Origin of the sequence: Burkholderia territorii, from assembly GCF_902833055.1 — a bacterium.
Classification (GTDB): domain Bacteria; phylum Pseudomonadota; class Gammaproteobacteria; order Burkholderiales; family Burkholderiaceae; genus Burkholderia; species Burkholderia territorii.
In genome coordinates this window covers 608,388-623,100 of the sequence record NZ_CADFEJ010000002.1, presented here as the reverse complement: position 1 = coordinate 623,100, position 14,713 = coordinate 608,388, and the positions used below count along the sequence as shown (strand labels likewise).

Here is a 14,713-nt window from a genome sequence, read left to right as displayed (position 1 = left end):
TCCGCGCCGAACAGCTGCTTCACGCGGTCGATCGCCAGTTGCTCCACCACGTCGACGTACTCGCAGCCGCCGTAGTAACGCTTGCCCGGATACCCTTCCGCGTACTTGTTCGTGAGCTGCGAGCCCTGTGCGGCCATCACGGCCGGGCTCGTGTAGTTTTCCGACGCGATCAGCTCGATGTGCTCTTCCTGGCGGCGGTTCTCGTCCTGAATGGCGCTCCAGAGTTCCGGATCGACGTTGGCGACGGTGCTGGTAGTGCGATTGAACATGATGATTGATCGAAAGAAAGTGATGAATTGACCGCGGTATCCCGGACCTGCACGGGCGTGCGAAAGTCGAGCGCCGAACCGGCGCGCGATGACGTCATCGACCCTGCCGCCCCGCGATGCCGGCTGAACTGTGATTCGACATTGCCATTCCAGCAGACGCAAAATCGTTCAGATAGAAGGATTCCGACAATCCGCTAGGACGCATCGCGCGTCGCACCGGCAAAAAAAATCGAAGGCCCGCATCGCTGCGGGACCTTCGACCGAACCTGCCGTTCCTGGAGGAATCGCGCCTGCCCGTTGGCTTCCTCGAATAACCGGGCCTAGACCGCGGAGAAACAGTTGTCGACGAACAGATGCGTGCCGTTGACGAAGCTCGATTCGTCGGACGCAAGGAACAGCGCGGCCGCGGCCACCTCCGCCGGCTCGCACAGCCGGCCCTGCTGCACCGCGATGGCCGCCTCGGTCGCGTCGACGCCCATCGCCTGCAGATCCTTCAGCTCGCGCATCCCGTGCGGCGTGCGGATGAACCCGGGCGCCAGCGCGTTGCAGCGGATGCCGCGATCGCGGTATTCGACGGCGATCGCCCGCGCGAACATGTGGCACGCGCCCTTGGTCGCGTCGTACAGCACCTCGCCGGGCGTCGCGCAGACGGCGGAGATCGACGACGTGCAGACGATGCTGCCGCGCCCCTTTTCCAGCATCTGCGGCAGGACCGCCTTCGTCATCAGGAACATGCTCTTCACGTTCACGCCCATCAGCCAGTCCCATTCCGACTCGTCGATGTCGAGAAACGGTTTGACGATCAGCGTGCCCGCATGATTGAACAGGATGTCCGCATTGCCGAACTGCTCGCGGGCGGCATCGACCGCGCTCCGCACGTCCGACTGCTTCGACACGTCCGCGCCGAGGCCGATCGCCTGCAAGCCGGCATCGCGCAGGCGCGATGCGAGCGTTTCGGCGGCGTCGCCGTCGCGGTCGATGATCGCCACTTTCGCGCCCTGCGCGGCGAACAGTTCGGACGCGGCGCCGCCGCATCCGCCCGCGCCGCCGCTCACGATGGCGACCTTGCCGGCCAGGCGTCCGTCAATCTTCGCATTCATGCGTCGTTCTCCAGTCTGGTTGGTTCCGGCCGCTCAACTGAACAGCGTCCGAAGATGATCGTTGAGGAAACGGCCTTCGGGGTCGACGCTGCGGCGCAGTTCGCGGAACGCTTCGGCCTTCGGGAACCAGCGATCGACGTCGTCGCGGTTCGTGAAATGCAGCTTGCCCCAGTGAGGACGCGACCCGTAATCGCGCAGGATGTCGTCGACGTCCTTCAGGAACGGCCAGTAGTCGACGCCGTTCGGACCGCCCGAGCACGAAATCGTCACGCTATCCTGATTGTTGAACGGGCTGATCCACGCCGGATCGCCCTTCGTGAAGCGGTATTCGACCGGAAAAATGCAGTCCCGATGCTTCGTGAGGATCAGGTCGCGCACACGGCGCAGCGCTTCCTTGCCGTGTTCGGCGGGCACTGCGTATTCGAGTTCGTGGAAGTTCGCGACGTAGTGGATCGCATAGACCTCGGCGCTGTACGCGATCTTCTCGTGCTCGCCTTCGAAGAACGTGCGTTCTTCGGTGACGTCCATCACCTTGATTTCGCATACGTCGTAATCCTTCCTCGAGTTCGACACCTTCGCGGTGTCGGGCAGGCAGTACAGGTGACGGCTCTCCGACGTCGGGCACCAGAAGAAGCCGAAATGCCGGTGCGTGGCCGCGAGGTCGTCGTACTTTTCCATCAACGCGTCGAAGTCCTCCCGCCACACACGGTCGTGCAGCCAGAACGCATCGGTCACCTGAAGCGTGAGCTCCGACACCACGCCGAACAGGCCGAGGTTCACCTGCGTCGCATGCAGCAGGTCGAGGTCCTGCCTGTCGCTCACTTCCATGATCGAGCCGTCGGGGCGAACGATCCGCATCCCGACCACCTGCGACGACAGATTGCTCAGCGTCGTCCCCGTGCCGTGCGTGCCGGTTGCGAGCGCGCCGGCAATGGCCTGCGAATCGATGTCGCCCTGGTTGACGAGCGAGAAGCCGATCTCCTTCAGATGACGCGTCACCGCGTTGATCCGCGTGCCGGCCTTCACCGTGACGCGCTTGCGCTGCGCGTCGACCGCGACGATGCCCTGGTAGTCCTTCAGCGACAGCAGCAGGCCGCTCGTCGCGACGATCGGCGTAAACGAATGCCCCGACCCCGAGCACCGGACGTTCTTGCCCTGGCTCGTCGCGGCATGCACCAGCTCGGCGATCTCGGCCTCGCTGGTCGGCGACGCCATGTGAGCGGCGACGCACGATTGATTGCCTACCCAGTTCCGCCAGAACCCGCCACGAGGAAGCTCCATCGTCGTCTCTCCAGAAGTGTGCCGCCGGCGTTGCCGGCAGCCGTTCGGTTCGTCGGGCAACGCAGCGCGATGCGATGCGTCGTGTCCGTTCGTGCCAAAGGTATTGCGTCAGCCGGCTTTTCACTATCGGATTTCGGCAAGCGAGGGTTTGCTCGGAGAATCGGGCCGCCAGGGTTTTTGACCGCCTCTTGCAGCGGCTACAATGCATCGATCCGGCCCGCCCTTACCGACTCCGATGACACCGTCCGCCGCTCCGAGCGATTTATCCGGTGCCCCGCCGTTTGCGCGAACGGTGGCGTTCTGCGCGTTCACCGACGTGGAGGAACAGGCACGGATCTTCGACGGTTGGGAGCTCAACTACACGCAGATCTCGGGTGGCCGCTTTCATGGCTCGTCGTCCATCGTGTCGCTCGGCGGCATCCGGCTGCTGGTCGAGGATCTCGACAAGGTGATCCTGCAGCAGGGCGCGGTGCCGCCGGACCGCATCGCGGTGGCCGTGCCGCTCGAGCTCGAAGGCCATGCACGCATGTGCGGCGAGAAGAGCGGACGCGACAGCCTGCACGTGTTCTCGAGCCAGCCCGTGTTCGAGTTCTATTCGCCCGACCGGCACGTGCTGGTGAACGTCGAGATAGAGCCCGACAAGCTGTCCACGGCAGCCATGCGCGCACTCGCCGCGTCGCTGCGCGCGCGCACCTTCGCGCCGTTGATTCCGATGACGCCCGAGGTCGCGGACCGCTTGCGCGACCTGCTGCGCCACACGATGGCGGCGGCCGCGAAAACGACACCGATCGACGACGTGACGACGCAGCAGCGGATCGAACTGCTCGAGCGAACCGTGCTGTATGCGATTTCCGAGGCGATGACGGTGCCCGCGCCGGACGCGGACAGCGCCCCGGCGCGACCGACGAAGTACTGGTCGCTCGTGAACGCGGTGCAGGCGCGGCTGCAGGATGCGTCGACGTGTCCGCTGTCGATCGCCGAACTGTGCGTGCAGCTCGGCATCAGTCGACGTACCGCGCAATACGCGTTCAACGACACGCTCAACCTGAATCCGATCGCGTACCTGCGCGCCGTCCGGCTGAATCACGTTCGTCGCGAGCTGCGGCTCGGCGCATCGGTGACGTCGGCCGCGACGAAGTGGGGCTTCTGGCACCTGAGCAGCTTCGCGCAGGACTACCGCGCGATGTTCGGCGAGTTGCCGTCGGCGACGGCGCGGCGTTACGCGCACCGGGAAGCCGAATCTCGATCACGCGATGCGTGACGCGCGCGTCGCGTTGCCGGCGCAATAATCGGGCCTCGATGAAGAAAGCCGCGGCCGAACGTGCGCCGCGGCGTGTTGATAGCAGACGCCGGCGCAAGGAGACGGCCGGCATCGGCCATCACCCTGCGCGCGACCTCGCTACACAGTCACTCCTGCTGTTCCTGCTCCGCCTGCACCTGCCGCTGCTGGATGAACTGCCGCACATCGCTCATCGTCACGCGACCGGTGTGTTTCGCATCGATCTCGTCGAAGTGCTTCGCGACGAACCCGAGCCCGCTGCTCTGCGCCTGCGCTTTCGTCACCGCCGCGCCGTTGCTCAGCACCGTGTTGCCGCCGAGCCGGGCATCGACGCGGGTCTGCGCCTGCTGCTGCAGCGTGGCGCCGGTCGACGGCAGCACCGGCGCCGCGCGGGTCGAAGGAAAGAACGGACCGTCGACGCCGTGCCCGCCGCGCGGCAGCTTCACCGGCGCCACCGCCTGCGGCGGCAGTGCATGGGCGCTGCTCATCACGGCACCGAGGACGATCAACGGAGACATACGCCGCATCAAATTGATTAGGGACATGATCACTCGCATTCAATGGATGAATAGAGGGTTCCTTTTAGCAAGGAGTCCGTCGCTTATGGCGCCGCCGCCAGCGTCGTCGCGGCCGTCGCGCCCGGCACGCTGCCGGTCGGCGTGCCGGCCGGGTTCTCGTCCGGCCACGGCGGCGGCAGCGTGCGCAGCGTCAGCGCGGTCGGAATCCGCCTGCCCTGATAGAAGAGCTTCAGATCGCGCTTCATCTGCGGACGTGCGACGTCGTCCAGATACGTCATGTGCCCGCCCTGGAAGAAGTTCACCTGCAGCTTCGGATTCAGGCCCTTCACCGTCTGCAGTCGCGCGAGTTGCTTCTCGGTGTTGAAGAACGGCGTCGCCAGATCGTGAAGGCCGTTCTCCGCGAGCACCTGAAGCTTCGGATTGAGCTGCAGCGCGCCGAGCAGATCGGGGATCGTGTCGGGCATCGGCTGGCCGGCATGCGAGAAGTCCCACACCTGGATGATGTTGTCGTTCAACGGCAGGTAGGTCGCGTTCGGCGCGGTGTAGCCGAGGTAATCGGGCATCTGCGTCGCGAGCGCGTTCGTGAACGGCTGCGAGATCAGGATGTCCGACGGATCGCCGTCCGTTTGCAGCCGCGGATCCGAGTTCGGCAGCGATACGCGCCCGTCATAGCGGCCGATCGTCGTGCCCGGCAGCAGGCTCGTGCCGAACGGATTCGCGTTGAAGTAGCCGCGCAGCGCCTGCTGCGTGAGGCTCGACGGCAGCGACCACAGCTTCAGCGTCGCGTCGCTCGGGAACACCGGCGTGCCAAGCGCATCCGGAATGCCGAGCTGGCTCAGCACCCACGATTGCGAGTACTGCTGCAGCTGGTTGTAGATCAGCGTCGTAAACAACTCCGTCTGCAGTGCATACAGATACGGATTGACCGGCGCCGGCGACACCTGGTTGAAGTACGCCGCGACCGCCGCATAGCCGGGCAGGTAGCCGGCCACGGTATCGGTGTCGAGCAGCAGCCCTTCGGTCGACTGCGTGATCGCCACTGCCTCCATCGCATCGGCGAAGTAGTTCAGGATCGCCGACTGCAGCACGATCCCCGTCAGGTGCACGCCGGCCGATTCGAGCGCCAGCGCGAGCATGTCGGTACGCGGCGTACCGTACGATTCGCCGTACAGATAGATCGGCGACGTGCCGCGGCCGTTGACGTTCAGGTAGCGCTGGATGAAGTCGCGCATGATGTTGACGTCCGCGTCCGCCCCCCAGTACTTCTGGTTCGTGTTCGGCAACACGGCTTCCGACAGCCCGGTTCCGGGCGGGTCGATGAACACGAGATCGGTCGTGTCGATCAGGCTTTCCGCGTTGTCGACGAGCGGATAGTTCGGCCAGTTGTTGCCGAACAGCGGATCGGGCGTGGCGACGCGCGTCGGTGCGAACGAGCCGAGGCGCAGCCAGATCGACGACGAGCCGGGGCCGCCGTTGTACACGAACGTGACGGGGCGCGGCTTGCCGTTCGTGCTCGGTGCCGTGTACGCGACGTACGACATCGATGCTTCCGCATTGCCGCTCGCGTCCTGCGCGGTCAGGTGGCCGGTGGTCGTCGTGTAGTTGACCGTCGTGCCGCCGGATTTCCACTGGTAATGCATCACTGCCGCCTTCTCCGAGACCTGGCCGGGCGCGAGGCCGTCGGTCGCGTTCATCGAATAGGCGACCGGGTCGACGTAAGGCTGATTCGCCGTCGGCGACTGGTTGCCGGCCGCCGCTTGCGCGCTGGCCTGCTGGCTCGCGGTGGCCTGCGCGAGGCTCGACGCGCCCACCGACGACGAATCGTCGCCGCCGCAGCCCGCGAGCACGAGCGTCACGGCCGTCACTGCGCCTAGCCCGGCCAGCCGGACGCGACGTTCGCGCCTGCTGCCGGTACTGCTTCTGTCTGGTTTCATCTCGGTCCTTGTGTTGGGTCGGATATCGCTTCACACAGGCCGCCATCGCCGCCGAAAAACGCGCAGGCGTACCCGCCACTCGCGTTGCACGGTCGGCAGACGGCGGTTGGGGATTGGACTTCTTCGAGACACTGAACTTGATACAGACACAGCAAACTGCTGGCGGAGAATGATGCGGGAACGCCGCCCCCTTGCAGTTTCTACGACTTATCGTATTACCAAAATTTACGACATCACAAAAATAGGCGGTGCTGCGCCGCGTTGTCAAAGATCATTCGGATATTAAAAAATCTCTTATGATGCGAACGGCGATCAGTGTCTGGGATTTGAAAGAAAAACGAATGTTCGAATCGGGCAGGTAGCGGGGGATCAATATTCTTGAACTGCGGCCGGTTTTGCGTATTTCCCGCAGCGGGCGGCGGGTATTTGAATCGCGCGCGAAAACCCTTCAAATCGACAGGAGCTTTCTTTCATTTTAATTATCTCCGATCGATTAGCGCGATTCATTGAATAAAGACGAGCGCCATCCACAAAATACCGATTTCGATTATTCAAGGGACACGTGACGGAATTATTTACTCGATGCCAGAATGAAACCGCAGGTGCGCGGAACGGCATTGATGCGTAATACGCAGGTATTCGCACTGGTGACGCGCTTATTCGCGCCGCGCTTTCCGGATCGGATTGCAGCGATCACGAAGCGGGCACGTCATGTCCGACGCAGAGAGATCGCGCGAGCAGCGCTGCCGCCGCCCGCGCGACGACGCGCGGTCACGCCGCACGCCGTGATGCCGATACCCGATTCAGCGATCAGCGCCCGCCGCCCGGCAGCGCGATATCGATCAGCACCGGATCGTGATCCGACGAACGATACGCATCCGGCGCATAGAACGTCTTCTGCTGTTCGGCCGACTTGTACGCGAGCGTGTACTGCAGCGCGAGCGGCTCGTCCGCGTTGATGTGCCATTCGTGCACGGCCTTCACGTGCGACGCGAGCGGCAGCGACGCGAGCGCATGATCGAGGTAGCCGGCTTCGCCGTTGTACACGTAGCTGTACGCGTTGGCGCCGATCCAGCGCGACACGAGGTTGCGGTAGCCGCGCGATTCGAGCAGGCGGATCGGGTCTTCATACGTGTAGCTGTTGAAGTCGCCGATCAACAGCGTGCCCTGCCCCGCGACGCCCGTCGGCGTGCTGGCAAGCCAGTCGGCCAGCTTCGCGGCCGCGCGCGTGCGCGTCGGGTTCCAGCAGCCCTGGCCGTCGCCCTGGTCGAGGTCGTCGTTCGCCGCGTCGGGGCAGTTCTTCGACTTCAGGTGGTTGACCGCGATCGTCAGTGCCTGCTTGCCGCCGATCCGGCGGAACGACTGCGCGAGCGGCTGGCGGTTCTTGTCGTCGATCGCGAGCGTCGCCGCGCGACCGACGGGTTCGACCGCGCGGCTGTCGTAGATCATCGCGACGGCGATCGCGTCGCCGCCGAGGCGCGACGTGCCCGGATCGACGACGCGCCAGTTGCTGCCGAGCTTCGCGGCGAGCTGGCGCACCGCGCTCAATTCGCCATAGCCGTTGTTCTGGATTTCCATCAGGCCGATCACGTCGGCGTCGAGCGCCTTCAGCGCGCTGACGATCTTCGCTTCCTGGCGCTGGAATTCCTGATAGGTCTTCGCGCCGCGGTTGTTCGGATCGTCGAAGCCGCCGCCGAGACCGTTGCCGTTGAAATAGTTGAGGACGTTGAACGACGCGACGCGCAGGTTCGATTTCGGATCGCGTGCCGGGGCGTTGGTACGCGGATTCGAACGCGTGTCGAACGTCGGCGCGGCTGCGCCGGGCAGCGGCTGCACGCGCCATGCACCGTAGCGCACCTCGAGCACGCCCTCGACGTCGCGCACGGTGTAGCCCGAGCGCAGCGTGTTCGCGGCCGACAGTTCCGGCGCCGGATACGGCACGGTCGCCGGGTTCTGCTTGTTCGAACCGTCGTCGAGGATCAGCCGGTTGCGTGCGTTCGCATCGATCTGCGTCTGTGCCTGCGACGGCGGCACCACGCTGGTCGGCGTGCGCAGGCGGCCGTTACTCAACATCACGCTGCCGTAGCGGCCCAGCTCGTAGTTCTCGGTGACGGTGAGCGTTTGCGGCAGGCGCACGCGCATCCCTTCATACGCGGCGAACGTGCTCGGGCTGTCGACCGGCAGCGTGAGCGTCGCGGGCGTGACCGTCTGGCCGTTCGCGCACACCGCGATCGCGCCCGACAGCGTGAGCTGCGTCTGCCCGTATTTTTCCTCGACCTTGCCCGTCACGTGCACGAGATCGCCGGCCTTCGCGCGCACTTTCGGCGCATAGACGAACAGGCCTTCGGACACGCCCGGCTGGTTGCGACGCTGCGCGTCGGCCTGCTGGACGAAGAAGCCACCGAAGCCGTCCGTGCCGCCGAAATCGGCGGTGACGACTGCTTCGATCGACACGTTCTGGCCCGCGAGCGGCGACGGCGCGCCGGGCCCCTGGATGTCGGCGATCGGCGTCGTGCTGCCGCCGCAGTTCGGACTGATGGGCGCGGCGGTGGCGGCGAAGACGGGAGCGGCAAGCGTGGGCAGCAGCAATAGCGGGGCAAACAGGCGGATTGTCGAGCGCATGACGGGGAATCCCGGTTGTGAGGGTGGCGAAAGCTTAGCGGCGCTCGGTGACAGTTTTTAGTAACCAAAAGACAGATGGTTGTAATTTCCGCAGCGCGCTACGATGGCGATCGGTCTTGCGCTCACGAGGCGAAAGCGGAAATCGTCTGATCAAAACCGCCCTTTCTCCGACGATTTCCCGACGCCGGGCTCGCCCGCCGACCGTGCCGCTAGACCGTCCCCGGCAACGCGCTCGACACCAGCACGGCGGCCACCATCAGCACGCCGGCCAGCACGACCGCCTCGATCCGCAATACCGCGCCGAAGCGGCGCAACGGGCCGGCCGGCGTCGCGGCGTCCGGGTCCTTCAGCGCGGCCAGCAGCTTCGGCATCTCGAAGAACCGGTTGTGCCCGCCGAGCGCCGCCGCGATCAGCACGAGCGCAAGCTTGAACAGCAGGATCTGCCCGTATGTCGACGCAAGCAGGTTCGCCGGCGTATCGACACCGCGCCAGCCGTTGTAAGCACCGGTCGCGAACAGCACGATCAACGCGTACGTCGACGCATCGGACAACGACTGGACGAATGATGCGCCGGTCGTGCGTTCGCGCGCGGGCATGCCGGCAAGACGCGGCATCACGCCGAACGCCGTCACGAAAACGAGCCCGACCCACGCGCTGATCGCCAGCAGATGCAGCCAGTCGACCCACACCGGCACGCTGAACCACCCCGCATCGACCGGATGCCCGCCGTTGCTGCGCGCGAGTGCGACGCCCGCGAGCGCCGTCCACATCGCGAACGGAAAGCGCGTATCGTTCGCATCGCGGAGCAACGACAGCAACACGACGACGGCCGCGAACACCGCGCCGGCCAGCCACGCGTGGCCGAAGCCGGTGCCGGCGAGCATCGAGCACACGGCCGGCCCGGCGTCCAGCATCGACACGTCGCTCATCAACGCGCAGTGCGCCCAGAATGCGACGATGCTCGCGAGCAGCGACACGACGGACGCGATGCGCAGCGTCGCAACGAGACGCCGCGCGATGCCGTGCTGCCACGCCGACTCGCCGCGCGCGAGCCAGTGGCTGCCCAGCAGCGCGCCGACGACCACCGCGAACCCGGTGTTCTGGATCGCCACCGCCACGAGCCTCAGGAGGCCGACGAAACCCTCGTTCATCCCTTCACCCTGAACGAATAGGTTCCCTTGGTGCGATGCGCGTCGGCGGTCATCGCCACCCACTGCACCGTGTATGCGCCGGGCACGAGCTTCGGCATCGCGACGGTCATCACGCGCGGGTTCGACGCATCGACTTTCGCCTTCTCGTGCGCGACGGGATTGCCGCTCCCGTCCGACACCTTCACCAAGCTGAATGCCGCTTCGAGGTCTTCGTTGAACGTCAACCGCAACGTGTCGGGCGCGGTGTCGAGCGCGCTGCCCGTCGCCGGTACGGCGCTTTCCAGCTTGCCGTGCGCGAATGCCGCGGCCGGCACGGCGGCGGCGATCGCGCCGGCCGCGGCAAGGGCGGCCAGCCGCCCGAAAGTGGTCGTTTTCATGGTCATGCCCGCGTCACGGCTTCTTCAACTCGACGACGGTCAACGTGCCGTTTACGTCCTCGGCGACGAAGTCGATCTTGTCGCCCACCTTCACCTGCGACAGCATCGCCGGGTCCTTCACCTTGAACGCCATCGTCATCGCGTCCATCCCGAGGTTGTCCAGCGGGCCGTGCTTGATCGTCAGCTTGCCCGTGCTCGTATCGATCCTGCGGATCTCGCCGTGCGACATCTCCTGCATCGCGCCGCCGGTCATGTCCATGCCGGCCATGTCGCCGGCCGCGTACGACGCGACGGAAAATGCCAGCATGCAACCCGTTGCAATGGAAACCAGTGTCTTCTTCATCGTATGTGCTCCTGAGTGAATGAAACGAAAACCGGCGGCCGGATCGTCGCGGCCGCCGCCTGCTGCCCGCGGCTCAACCGTCCGGCAATTCGCCGGTGTACTCGTACGCGACGGTGCCCTTCGGATGCCGGAACCAGCCCGGGTCGCGATAGTCGTCCCGGCCGAGCCCCTGCCGAACCTTCAGCACCGTGAACATGCCGCCCATCTCCAGCGGCCCGAACGGTCCCGTGCCCGTCATCATCGGCAGCGTGTTGTCGGGCAGCGGCATGTCCATGCCGCCCATCGCGCCGCCCGTGCTGCCCATCGCCATGTAGTCCGGCACGAGCTTGCCGATCTTCTTCGCGAGATCCTTCTGCGGCACGCCGATCAGGTTCGGCACCTGATGCCCCATCGCATTCATCGTGTGATGCGACTTGTGGCAATGAAACGCCCAGTCGCCCGGGCGATCGGCGGTGAACTCGATCGCGCGCATCTGGCCGACCGCGACGTCGGCCGTCACCTCCGGCCAGCGCGCCGCAGGCGGAATCCAGCCGCCGTCGGTGCCGGCCACCTCGAAGCTGTAGCCGTGCAGGTGGATCGGATGGTTCGTCATCGTCAGGTTTCCGAAACGAATCCGCACACGGTCGCCCGCGCGCACCGGCAGCGGGTCGATGCCCGGAAACACGCGGGAGTTGAACGTCCACATGTTGAAGTCCGTCATCTCGTTCACGCGCGGCGTGTAACTGCCCGGATCGATGTCGTACGCGGCGAGCAGGAAGACGAAGTCGCGATCGACGGGCATCGTCGCGCGATCCTTCGGATGCACGATGAACATGCCCATCATGCCCATCGCCATCTGCACCATCTCGTCGGCGTGCGGGTGATACATGAACGTGCCGTGCGCCTGCAGCTGGAACTCGTAGACGAAGGTCTTGCCGGGCGGAATGTGCGGCTGCGTGAGGCCGCCGACACCGTCCATCCCGTTGGGCAACCGCAGCCCGTGCCAGTGGATCGTCGTGTGCTCGGGCAGCCGGTTCGTCACGAAGATCCGGACCTTGTCGCCTTCGACGGCCTCGATCGTCGGGCCCGGCGACTGGCCGTTGTAGCCCCACAGGTTCGCGTTCATCCCGGGCGCCATCTCGCGCACGACGGGCTCGGCCGTCAGGTGGAACTCCTTCCAGCCGTTCTTCATCCGCCACGGCAGCGTCCAGCCGTTCAGCGTCGCGACGGGCGTGTACGGGCGGCCGTTGGGCGGCACGAGCGGCGGCTGCGTGCCGGCCTTCGCCATCGTGGGCGCTTCGGGCAGCGATGCGGCGCCGGCCTTGCTGACCATCGCCGCACCGAGCAGCGCGGCGCCCGAGCCGCTGAGAAATTGTCGACGGGACACCATGTCAATGACCTTCCGGATGCGTTGCGGGCGCCAGTTGCGCCACGGGTGAAGAAGCCGGCTGCGGCGCAGCGTCGGTCGGGGGTGCTGCGGGCGTTGGCGCCGGTTTTGTCGGCTGGGTCGGCTGGGTCGGCTGAGTCGGCTGAGTCGGCTGCGTCGGCTGTGTCGGCTGCGCGGTCGGCAGGCGGCCGCCGACGGCCGCCTGCAGATCCGTTTCGGCGAGCCAGTAATCTTTCAACGCATCGATGTAGCCGTTGACCGCGCCGACCTGCTCCCGCGCATCGGCCAGCAGCTCGAACACGCTCGCGAGCATCCCGTTGTAGCGCAGCAGCAGCTCGTCCGAGATCGTCTTGCGCAGCGGCACGACTTCGTCGCGATAGTGCTTCGCGACGTCGTAGCTCGTCGTGTATGCCGCGTACGATTCGCGCACGTCCGAGCGCGCGTCGATCGCCGTCTGCGCGAGCCGGTTCGCCGACTGCATGTAGATGGCCTCGGCCCGCGCGACCTTCGCGCTGCCCCAGTCGAACAGCGGAATCTCGACGCTGATCTCGTAGCCGTGCTCGTGCCCCTTGCCGGTCTCGTAGTTGTTCACGTAGCCGAGATCGACCGCGTTGACGAAGCGCGTCGCCTTGCTGAGCCCAAGCGACGACGCGACGCCCTGCGTCTGCAGCTTCGCGGCCTGGATGTCGAGGCGGTTGCGCATCGCATAGCGTTCGAGATCGGGCAGATCGGGACGGGACTTCGGCAGATCGGGCAAGCGCTCGGGCAGCGCGTACCGCGTGTGCTCGCCCCACAGGCCCATCGCGCGCGTGAGCTTCTCGCGCGCGGCAACGGCCTGCTGCTGTGCCTTCGCCTGCTGCGCGACCGCGTCCGCATGGAACGCCTGTTCGCGCGCGTAGTCGAGCCGGCTGAAGTTGCCGGCCTGGCGCATGCGCAGCGCGAGTTCGGCGCCGGCACTCGCGGCGTCGCGGACCTGTCGCGCATAGTTCGCGGCCTGCTCGGCGGCGACCGCTTCGACATACGCGCGGCGTGCGTCGGCCGCGACCTTCAGCATCGCGTCGGCCGTTTCGAGCCGCGTCTGTTCGAAACGGCGGCGCTCGATGTTCGTCGCGAGCGGCAACGTCAGCAGCGCGAACACGTTGGCCGAGAACGTGCGGCCGAGGCTCAGTTCGCCGTCGCCGGCCCGCGTGCGGCTGAACGAGAAGCGCGGGTTCGGCAGCCGGCCGGCCTGCACCAGATCGGCCTCCGACAGCCCGAGCTCCGCGTACGACGCCTGCAGCCCGCGGTTGTTCAGCAGCGCGAGCTGCACCGCGTCGTCCATCGACAACGGCGTCGCAAGCAACGCCTTCGTCCGCTGGTCGACGGCGGCGCGGTCGGCGTCGGTCCTGACGATCACGGCGTCCTTCCCGATGCGCTCCGATGCAACGGACGACACGGTGTCGAAGCCGCCATCCTTCGAGAACGTCGTACAGCCGGCGAGGAATGTCAGCACGAGCGCCGCGGTGCCGATTCGCGGTGAAATCGCCAGTCTCGTCATCGCGCGGCCTCTCCGTGCATCGAATGGGCCGTGCCGCCTGCCGCGTTTCCGGGTCTCGCGTGTCCGGTGACGTTGCCCTTCGCGGGCCGTGCCATCACGTCCCGGTTCAGTTGCTTCCAGCCCGGGCCTGCATCGTCCCGATATGGCGTGTAACCGTCGAACGCGGACGTCACCGTGACGTCCGGCACCGATGCGGCCGCGTCGGCCGGATCGGGAAAATTGGTTTGCGCGGGCGCGAGCGACGGCACGAGGGCCGCCGCGCCAAGCAGCGCCGCAGTTATCGATCGCATGGATGTATCTCGTCGTGAATCGTGCGGCCGGCGTCGAGCATTCGCCGGCACGGTTTGCGGATCGCGGCCGGTCGGCCACGGACACGGACTAGACGGGATTCCGGCGCGGCGGCCGGTCGATACCGCCGGTCAGGAACGACACGGCGACCACCGACGGCACGGAGGAAACGATCGCGCGGCCGCCGTCCGACGTCACGGGCACGGCAGGCACCTGCGCGATACCCGAGCCGAAACAGCAAGATCCGCAAGCGGAACAACGCGTAGCATCGCGTGCGTGTTCGCCGTGCCGATGCCGTTCGCCGTGCACGCTCGGCATCGCCTGCGATGCAGCCGACGCATCGGCCCCCGCATGCGGCACGGCCGCGCCCGCGCATTGCGTCGACACGGCCGCGAACGACTGGATCGGCACGCACAGCGCCAGCAACACGACGAGGATGAATTTGCGCCAGTACGACATGGATGCGGAATCAGGCAAACAATGACCGAATGAACGGGAGCGGCGCCGCGACGACGCGCTCCGGATACGAGACGGCCGCAGCTTATCGCCACCGCCGTGACGGCGACATGGTCGAAAGATGACCGGATTTTCATGAAGCGCGATCGCCGCATCGCTCGCGCGCTTCATGAAAATTCCGTCATCCGGCCG

Annotated in this window: 13 protein-coding genes and 1 pseudogene; 1 reads left to right on the top strand and 13 read right to left on the bottom strand. The window is 66.1% G+C overall.

The genetic code is table 11. The features are described 5' to 3' along the window. From glyA to HW466_RS07375, 3 genes and pseudogenes are all read right to left on the bottom strand, one after another. Positions 1–269 (bottom strand): annotated as a pseudogene (gene glyA, locus HW466_RS07385) (serine hydroxymethyltransferase); the annotation flags it as partial. Between the two features lie 320 nt (positions 270–589). Continuing rightward, complete coding sequence (locus tag HW466_RS07380; RefSeq protein ID WP_059447627.1) at positions 590–1,369, bottom strand: SDR family NAD(P)-dependent oxidoreductase; 780 nt, start codon at positions 1,367–1,369, stop codon at positions 590–592. Between the two features lie 33 nt (positions 1,370–1,402). Beyond that, positions 1,403–2,650, bottom strand: coding sequence for a D-arabinono-1,4-lactone oxidase (locus HW466_RS07375; protein WP_151006292.1), 1,248 nt, complete (start codon positions 2,648–2,650; stop codon positions 1,403–1,405). Between the two features lie 292 nt (positions 2,651–2,942). Between HW466_RS07375 and HW466_RS07370 the strand changes: the two genes are divergently transcribed. Continuing rightward, on the top strand, positions 2,943–3,911 hold the full coding sequence (locus tag HW466_RS07370) for a helix-turn-helix domain-containing protein (RefSeq protein ID WP_230938202.1): 969 nt from the start codon (positions 2,943–2,945) through the stop codon (positions 3,909–3,911). A 146-nt stretch (positions 3,912–4,057) separates the two neighbouring features. Here HW466_RS07370 and HW466_RS07365 read toward each other — a convergent pair whose 3' ends face one another. From HW466_RS07365 to HW466_RS07320, 10 genes are all read right to left on the bottom strand, one after another. Beyond that, positions 4,058–4,486: a hypothetical protein gene (locus tag HW466_RS07365; protein ID WP_059447624.1), complete on the bottom strand. Its 429-nt coding sequence runs from the start codon at positions 4,484–4,486 to the stop codon at positions 4,058–4,060. Positions 4,487–4,530: 44 nt separating this feature from the next. Next, a complete protein-coding gene (locus HW466_RS07360) occupies positions 4,531–6,381 on the bottom strand; it encodes a S10 family serine carboxypeptidase-like protein (protein ID WP_059546537.1) in 1,851 nt (616 codons plus the stop codon). A gap of 810 nt (positions 6,382–7,191) precedes the next feature. After that, the gene (locus HW466_RS07355) at positions 7,192–9,003 is read right to left on the bottom strand and encodes an ExeM/NucH family extracellular endonuclease (protein WP_151006050.1); all 1,812 of its coding nucleotides are present in this window, start codon (positions 9,001–9,003) and stop codon (positions 7,192–7,194) included. 209 nt (positions 9,004–9,212) lie between these two features. Beyond that, positions 9,213–10,154, bottom strand: a complete 942-nt coding sequence (locus tag HW466_RS07350) for a copper resistance D family protein (RefSeq protein ID WP_151006051.1) — start codon at positions 10,152–10,154, stop codon at positions 9,213–9,215. Beyond that, the gene (locus tag HW466_RS07345; protein WP_174905500.1) at positions 10,151–10,531 is read right to left on the bottom strand and encodes a copper resistance CopC family protein; all 381 of its coding nucleotides are present in this window, start codon (positions 10,529–10,531) and stop codon (positions 10,151–10,153) included. The genes HW466_RS07350 and HW466_RS07345 overlap by 4 nt, the downstream gene beginning before the upstream one ends. Before the next feature lie 13 nt (positions 10,532–10,544). Next, the gene (locus tag HW466_RS07340) at positions 10,545–10,874 is read right to left on the bottom strand and encodes a copper-binding protein (protein ID WP_151006141.1); all 330 of its coding nucleotides are present in this window, start codon (positions 10,872–10,874) and stop codon (positions 10,545–10,547) included. 73 nt (positions 10,875–10,947) lie between these two features. Next, positions 10,948–12,243: a multicopper oxidase family protein gene (locus HW466_RS07335; protein WP_059508125.1), complete on the bottom strand. Its 1,296-nt coding sequence runs from the start codon at positions 12,241–12,243 to the stop codon at positions 10,948–10,950. Position 12,244: 1 nt separating this feature from the next. Further along, on the bottom strand, positions 12,245–13,777 hold the full coding sequence (locus HW466_RS07330; protein WP_151006142.1) for a TolC family protein: 1,533 nt from the start codon (positions 13,775–13,777) through the stop codon (positions 12,245–12,247). Next, a complete protein-coding gene (locus tag HW466_RS07325; RefSeq protein WP_151006143.1) occupies positions 13,774–14,067 on the bottom strand; it encodes a hypothetical protein in 294 nt (97 codons plus the stop codon). Before HW466_RS07325 ends, HW466_RS07330 begins: the two co-directional genes overlap by 4 nt. Before the next feature lie 88 nt (positions 14,068–14,155). Then, on the bottom strand, positions 14,156–14,524 hold the full coding sequence (locus tag HW466_RS07320) for a hypothetical protein (RefSeq protein WP_059945185.1): 369 nt from the start codon (positions 14,522–14,524) through the stop codon (positions 14,156–14,158). Positions 14,525–14,713 lie beyond the last annotated feature (189 nt).

Excerpts from the sequence above, each read along its gene's own strand:
- HW466_RS07335 (WP_059508125.1), bottom strand. The coding sequence starts at position 12,243 with ATGGTGTCCCGTCGACAATTTCTCAGCGGCTCGGGCGCCGCGCTGCTC.
- HW466_RS07345 (WP_174905500.1), bottom strand. The coding sequence starts at position 10,531 with ATGAAAACGACCACTTTCGGGCGGCTGGCCGCCCTTGCCGCGGCCGGC.
- HW466_RS07380 (WP_059447627.1), bottom strand. The coding sequence starts at position 1,369 with ATGAATGCGAAGATTGACGGACGCCTGGCCGGCAAGGTCGCCATCGTG.
- HW466_RS07375 (WP_151006292.1), bottom strand. The coding sequence starts at position 2,650 with ATGGAGCTTCCTCGTGGCGGGTTCTGGCGGAACTGGGTAGGCAATCAA.
- HW466_RS07340 (WP_151006141.1), bottom strand. The coding sequence starts at position 10,874 with ATGAAGAAGACACTGGTTTCCATTGCAACGGGTTGCATGCTGGCATTT.
- HW466_RS07350 (WP_151006051.1), bottom strand. The coding sequence starts at position 10,154 with ATGAACGAGGGTTTCGTCGGCCTCCTGAGGCTCGTGGCGGTGGCGATC.
- HW466_RS07330 (WP_151006142.1), bottom strand. The coding sequence starts at position 13,777 with ATGACGAGACTGGCGATTTCACCGCGAATCGGCACCGCGGCGCTCGTG.
- HW466_RS07325 (WP_151006143.1), bottom strand. The coding sequence starts at position 14,067 with ATGCGATCGATAACTGCGGCGCTGCTTGGCGCGGCGGCCCTCGTGCCG.
- HW466_RS07320 (WP_059945185.1), bottom strand. The coding sequence starts at position 14,524 with ATGTCGTACTGGCGCAAATTCATCCTCGTCGTGTTGCTGGCGCTGTGC.
- HW466_RS07360 (WP_059546537.1), bottom strand. The coding sequence starts at position 6,381 with ATGAAACCAGACAGAAGCAGTACCGGCAGCAGGCGCGAACGTCGCGTC.
- HW466_RS07365 (WP_059447624.1), bottom strand. The coding sequence starts at position 4,486 with ATGCGAGTGATCATGTCCCTAATCAATTTGATGCGGCGTATGTCTCCG.
- HW466_RS07355 (WP_151006050.1), bottom strand. The coding sequence starts at position 9,003 with ATGCGCTCGACAATCCGCCTGTTTGCCCCGCTATTGCTGCTGCCCACG.